The 5,853-nt window shown below is 69.4% G+C and carries 7 protein-coding genes; 4 read left to right on the top strand and 3 right to left on the bottom strand.

Annotated elements, in window-relative coordinates; all coding sequences use genetic code 11:
• Positions 1 to 81: 81 nt before the first annotated feature.
• From ACYP33_RS06460 to ACYP33_RS06470, 3 genes are all read right to left on the bottom strand, one after another.
• Entirely contained in the window at positions 82 to 1,029 is a 948-nt protein-coding gene (locus tag ACYP33_RS06460; RefSeq protein ID WP_459620483.1) for a BON domain-containing protein, read from the bottom strand.
• Between the two features lie 141 nt (positions 1,030 to 1,170).
• A complete protein-coding gene (locus tag ACYP33_RS06465) occupies positions 1,171 to 1,506 on the bottom strand; it encodes a chemotaxis protein (RefSeq protein ID WP_459620484.1) in 336 nt (111 codons plus the stop codon).
• A gap of 73 nt (positions 1,507 to 1,579) precedes the next feature.
• Entirely contained in the window at positions 1,580 to 1,876 is a 297-nt protein-coding gene (locus ACYP33_RS06470; protein ID WP_414449857.1) for a hypothetical protein, read from the bottom strand.
• 182 nt (positions 1,877 to 2,058) lie between these two features.
• On the opposite strand from ACYP33_RS06470, the gene ACYP33_RS06475 reads away from it, so the two are divergent.
• From ACYP33_RS06475 to ACYP33_RS06490, 4 genes are all read left to right on the top strand, one after another.
• A complete protein-coding gene (locus tag ACYP33_RS06475; protein WP_414444577.1) occupies positions 2,059 to 2,379 on the top strand; it encodes a hypothetical protein in 321 nt (106 codons plus the stop codon).
• Positions 2,380 to 2,864: 485 nt separating this feature from the next.
• Positions 2,865 to 4,673, top strand: coding sequence for a S10 family serine carboxypeptidase-like protein (locus tag ACYP33_RS06480; protein WP_459620487.1), 1,809 nt, complete (start codon positions 2,865 to 2,867; stop codon positions 4,671 to 4,673).
• 59 nt (positions 4,674 to 4,732) lie between these two features.
• Complete coding sequence (locus ACYP33_RS06485; protein ID WP_459621050.1) at positions 4,733 to 5,149, top strand: hypothetical protein; 417 nt, start codon at positions 4,733 to 4,735, stop codon at positions 5,147 to 5,149.
• Between the two features lie 214 nt (positions 5,150 to 5,363).
• Positions 5,364 to 5,804 (top strand): hypothetical protein, encoded by a 441-nt coding sequence (locus ACYP33_RS06490; RefSeq protein WP_414449861.1) that lies wholly within the window; start codon positions 5,364 to 5,366, stop codon positions 5,802 to 5,804.
• Positions 5,805 to 5,853 lie beyond the last annotated feature (49 nt).

The following is a 5,853-nucleotide window of genomic DNA, read 5'->3' on the forward strand; positions in this document are numbered from 1 at the left end:
GGCTCGCGCTGATGCGCGAGCATGGCCTGGAGCAGGAACTCGAGGAAAGCGCGCGCCGCTGACGGCGCGCCGCCGCCCGGCTCAATGCCGGCGGTCGTCCGGCCCCGGCGCGACGGTGGCGGCATCGGGCTGCGCCGGGCCAGCCGGGCCGATCGCACCGGACGGCTGCGCGGCGGGATCGGGGCCGGCCAGCGGCGCCGCCCCCGAACCCGATCCGCCACGCGCCGCCGACTGCGGCACGTCGTCGGGCATGCGTCCGCGCACCACGCGCACCCGGTTGTCCACGTCGCGCACCCACACGCAGCTATCGGCCAGATCCTCGATCTCGTGCTTCATCCAGCGCTCGGGCACGGTGCCGTCGAGCCGCACGCAGCCCGCCTCCACCGCCACGCTGACCTCGCTCACGTCGATATCGATGGCGAAGGCCAGGCGCTCGCAGACATCCTCGCGAATCCGTTCGTCGGAACGCGTGTAGCCCTTCGGCCCGCGCAGGGGCTGCGCGCGGCGCTCGGCGTGGCGCGGGTGATAGGTGGTGGGCGGCGGATCGTAGCGCGCGTGCGACGGCGCGCCGTGGCCACCGCCCTGCCACGCGTGCTGCTCGCTCTGCTCGTGCCGCGGCGCATCGCCGTAGCGCGCGTCGCGGCGCGCAGCGTGCTCGCCCGCGTGGCCGCCATGCTCGCGTTCGCTGGGCGCGGCCGGCCGCGCGGGGCCGCCGCCGACGCGTACCGGGTCACGCTGGGCATCACGCTCCCGCCCTCCTTCATCGGCCGCACCGCGCGCTCGCCGTGCATCGCCGGAATCGTGCCGGGCGTCGTGCTCGCCGCGCTCGCGCCGCGCGTCGAAACGCTCGGCGGGCAGGCGCTCGCGGGCGTCCTGAAAATCGATGTCGCGTTCGTCGTCGGGCAGCAACAGGTCGTCGTAATGCGGCAGGTCGTGCTCGTCGCTGCCCCAGTAAGCCCGTTCGTTGCGCTCCTGCCAGTTCGCCGGCCCGCGCATGTCTCGCGAGCGATTCGGATGGCGTCGTTGCATCGCATACCTCCTCGATCGGTTGGGTAACCCCGGCGCGGATTCGGCCGGCGTCACCGTTTTTCATCATTTACTTCAAACGATATTGAAAGATTTGCCGGATCGACGGCGATGGCGCCACGCGCGGGCGCCGGCCGTCGGCGCTCATGGCGCGTCGTCGTCCTGCTCCGCGTCGTCGCTGTCGGCCAGCCGGCCGGTGCGGTCCGGCTCGATGTCGGCGCTATCGACGAAGTTCGAATCGCCGTCCGCCGACGCGCGCTCGCCCGTGCCGGCGCGGTCGGTGCCCGCCGCGCCGGCCGCCGCGCCGCGTTCGAGCGCATGGGCGTCGAGCTCGTCGTCCACGTCGAACGGGCGGCGTTTCGCGCCGCGCGTGTCGCTGCCGCTGTCCGACGAATCGCTCGGGCCGAGCGCGTCGGCATCGCTGCCGTTGCCGCCCGACGGATCGAGCGGTTCGTTGTCGGGGTTCAAGGTGCTGCTCATAAAGCCTCCCGGTCCTGGGTAATCCAATGCGAAAACCCGCCGGCCGCACGCGGTGGCCGGCGGGGACGGGGGATCAGCCCCCCGACGCGCCCGAGGCCGGCGACGCACCGGCGGCACCCGACGAATCGGATGCGCCCGTGGCGTCGGAAGCCGCGCCCGGCGCCGTCATCGGGGCCGGCGATACGCCGCTGGCCGCACCCGGTTGCGACGTATCGCTCGATGCGGCCGGTGCACTGGCTGCGCTGCCGGCACTGCCGCTATCGCTCTGCTTCGAGCAGCCGGCCGCCGCGAGCAGCCCCGCACACAGCGCGCCCATGGCGAACGCGCGCCATACGGGTCGTGTCAGGGGTCGTGTCAGATCGTGTTGCATAAACCCTCCGGTCGTGGATGGACACCATGAGCCGCAAGACATGTGCCGCGCGCGGCCTGCCCGGCTGGCATGGCCGTTGCTGAAGGGAATGGATACGCCGCCGCATCCCTGGCCCTCTCGGCCGACGCGGCGTACCGGGCCGGCATCGCCGCCGAACCCGGCCAAGCATGGAGGACTGACGCGTGACACAAGTGGACCTGCTCCGTTACCTCGTGACGAGCCAATTGGTCGCACGCATCCAGACCGGGCGCTGGATGCCGCCCGACCGTATCGTGGCGGCCACCCGCCTATGGCTGGACAGCCATCGCGTGGAATGCGAGTGGCTCGACCGGATTCGCATCGCGATGGCCGCGCGCGGCCTGGCCAACGAGATCTACGACGTGGCCACCTCGGGCAGCGGCCCGGGCCTCGCCGACGGCCTGCTCGCCGACGAAGGCTCGCCGCAGATGGAAGCGCTGCGCGCGCGCTGCGAGCATTATCTGCAACGGCTGCACCGCGATTGACGTTCGGCGCGGCGCAATGCGATTCGGCACGAGCTTGCACCGCGCGCCGAACGGCTCGGCGTGTGCGGTTGAAATCGATTCGAAACCCGACTGCAAGACGATGAATCGGGCGGCGCCGTCCGAGGCCATGTCGGGCGATTATCCATTCGGTTCACGTTCCGATCGTGGCGGCTTCGATCGGTTGTGCCTCGCGCCCTCTCCCGCCGCGCCCGACATCCCGCCCGGCCGCCGTTCCGCGCCGAAGCGCAAACCCTGTCGATAATCGTCTGCGGTTTTAATTAGCGGGTTTTCCCTTTCCCGTTTACCCGCTAATTCGCCAATAACAATCCATACGATCCTTTTCAAATTTCGATTGGCAGCACTATTTTTCTTTCCTGCGCTGCATTCCCCGCCATCCCCGCCGTTAACAAGAAAAAGAATAAATCCATCGTCATATCGGCAAATAAAAGTCCGAATTGCATCGACTTTCCGGCAAGGGAACAGGGATGAAAGCAAGAGACAACACGGGGCGGGGAAACACGTCGAAATCGATTTCGGGAACGGGAGCCCGCAGCGGATCGCGCGCGATCCGGCATATCGGAGCGGGCCTCCTGGCGGCCGCCATACTGGCGCTGGCGGCCTGCGGCGGCGACGACAACAACGGCAGCCCCAGCGCGCTCGGCGCCGTTTCGAACCAGGCCTTCATCGACAACACCGCATACGCCACCGGCGCGGGCGCCAGCCTGAATCTGTGGCAAGTCAACGAATCGGCGGCGGTCATGCATCGCCAGTGGGCCGGCAACGGCAAGAGCGTCGATTACACGTCGACCACCGGCCATCTGAGCGCGCTGGCCCCGGACGGCACGCCCGAGGCCAGCCTGTCCTACGTGGCCTACACCGCGCCGAGCCAGGACGGCCAGCCGCGCCCCGTCACGTTCTTCTACAACGGCGGCCCCGGCTCGTCGTCGGTGTGGCTGCGGCTCGGCGCGTTCGCGCCCACCCGCGTGGCCACGCCCGATCCGCTCATGACGAACTGGCCCGACTTCCCGCTGGTCGCCAACGACGACAGCCTGATCGACACCACCGACATGGTGTTCATCGATCCGCCCGGCACCGGCTTCTCGGAAGCCATCGCGCCGAACACCAACCAGACGTTCTGGGGCACCGATGCCGACGTGGCCGTGATGCGCGACTTCATCCGCCGCTATATCGCCGTCAACCAGCGCACCAGCGCGCCGCTGTACCTGTACGGCGAGTCGTACGGCACGCCGCGCACCAACATGCTGGCGCTGGCGCTCGAATCGGCCGGCGTGAACCTGAGCGGCATCGTGCTGCAGTCGTCGATCCTCAATTACTTCGCGGACCCCGGCGAAACCTACGCGATCACGGGTGGCAACACGGCCAGCGCGTCGCTGGCGCTGAAGGCCGCGACCGACGGGATGATCGGTTACTTCCTCGGCTACGCGCAGGTGGCCGCCTATTTCAACCAGGTGTCGCCCGCGCCGGCCGACCCGGCGCAATTCGCCTTGCAGATGCAGGCCTTCGCGACCGCCCAATACGCGCAGCTCGCGCAATACGGCCCGAGCTTCTTCTTCGCCGGCACCCCGCTGGTGCCCACGCCGACCTACCCCGACATCAACACGCTGTCGCAATGGTCGACGCAAACCACCCTGTCGTTTGCCTCGCTGAGTGCGTATTTCGGCACGAAGTTCTACGGCCGCGCGCTGGTGCCCGGCTCGACCATCGGCCGCTACGACGGCCGCGTGATCCTGCCGAGCGGCGACCCGCGCCTGCAGGCGGATTCGGACCCGTCCGACATCCTCGTTTCACAACCGTTCACCGCCGTGCTGGCCGCGCAGTTGCCCAACGAGCTCGGCTATCAGGCGCCGAACGCGACCTACGCCACGCTGAACAACGCCGTCATCAACGGCTGGGATTTCAGCCACGCCGGGCAAGCCGTGCCCGACACCATCCCAGACCTGCTCGCCGCGCTCCAGCTCAATCCCCAGTTGAAGGTGCTGTCGGCCAACGGCTATCACGACTTGGCCACGCCGTATTTCCTGACCGAGAACCAGCTCGCGCGCTTGCAGACCGTGCCCGGCATCGCGCCGAATCTGCAGATGACGTTCTACCCGGGCGGCCACATGATCTATCTCGACAACGACGCGCGGCCCCGCCTGCGTGCCGATCTGGCCGCGTTCTTCGCGAACCGGCCGATCGCCAACGCGCTGTCGCTCGCGCAATTGCCCGCGCCCTGGCCCGACGAAAGCCCGGCGGCCGCGCGAACCTCGAACACCGCGATCGCGGCCCGCTGATGCCGCTCCCCTTCTCGACGAGACACGCCATGCTCCATCCGCATCCGATTCCGCGCGGTATGTCATTCGCGGCACTGGGCCGCGCCGTTTCGTTGGCGGCCCGGGCCTTGGCGGTCGTGGCGGCCACCGCGCTGGCGCTGCCCGCCGGCCCCGCCGCCGCGGCCGCGCAGCAGGCCGTGTCCACCCCGGTACCGCTGCAAGGCGGCGTCGACGGCCCGTTCCGGCCGCGCCAGCCGCTTGCCGCGCCGGCCTCGGCCACCACCGGCAGCGATCTGGCCCGGCAGGCCCGCTCGCGGCTCGCCGCGAGCCTGGCCACCAATGCCGCGCTGTCGGACGGACGGACGATCACCGCGGCGCAGGCCCGGGCCCACGGCCTGCCGTTCATCGCGCGCCATTTCGACCAGATCGACACGGCCCACAGCGGGCGCGTGAGCCTGCAACAGGTCCGGCAGTATCTGCAACGCGAACCGCAATAGGCGGCAGAGGGCGGCAGCAGGCCGCCATGCGCCGCGCGGCCTCTGCCTCGGCGCCACATCACAAGGCAACGGCAAACCGCTGCGCCGCCGCCGCGTTTTCGCTATGATCGAAACACGCCGCGCCGGCGATCAGGGTCAACCGGGCGCGGCGGGCCGGCTGCATGCGCACCGGCTTTCTCGCCACCAGAACAACAACATCACCGACTTGCGCCGTATGAAAGCACACCACCTCGCGGCCGCCGGCCTAGCCTGCGCCGCCCTGCTGACTGCCACCTCGCCCACCTTCGCCGCGGAGCCGAAAGCGCTCGACGCTGCGCTCGATTGCTCGTGGAACGGCCACAAATTCGTCGCGCCGCTGGCCGAAGCCGGCGACATCGACACCAAGCCGATGCACGTCGAAGCGAATTCGATGAACGCATTCCATACCGCCCACCCGCTGACGGCCTACGGCTTTTCGGTCTACGTGGTGCTCGGCTACCAGGAGAACGATCCGCTGTTCCAGCATGGCGACGGCACGCAGATCGACCAATGGGGCTACGGCGTGGTGGTGCGCGGCTCGAAAAGCAGTGTCGAGGCCAAGGTACGCGCCGCCGGCAGCACCGCCACCGTGAAGGCCGCGTTCCCGTTCCTGACCGCCATCGTCTGCACGCCCTGAGCGCGGCGCGAGCCTCGACGACATGAAAAAGCGGCTGCATGCCCGACGC

This window comes from Burkholderia sp. 3C (assembly GCF_054589155.1).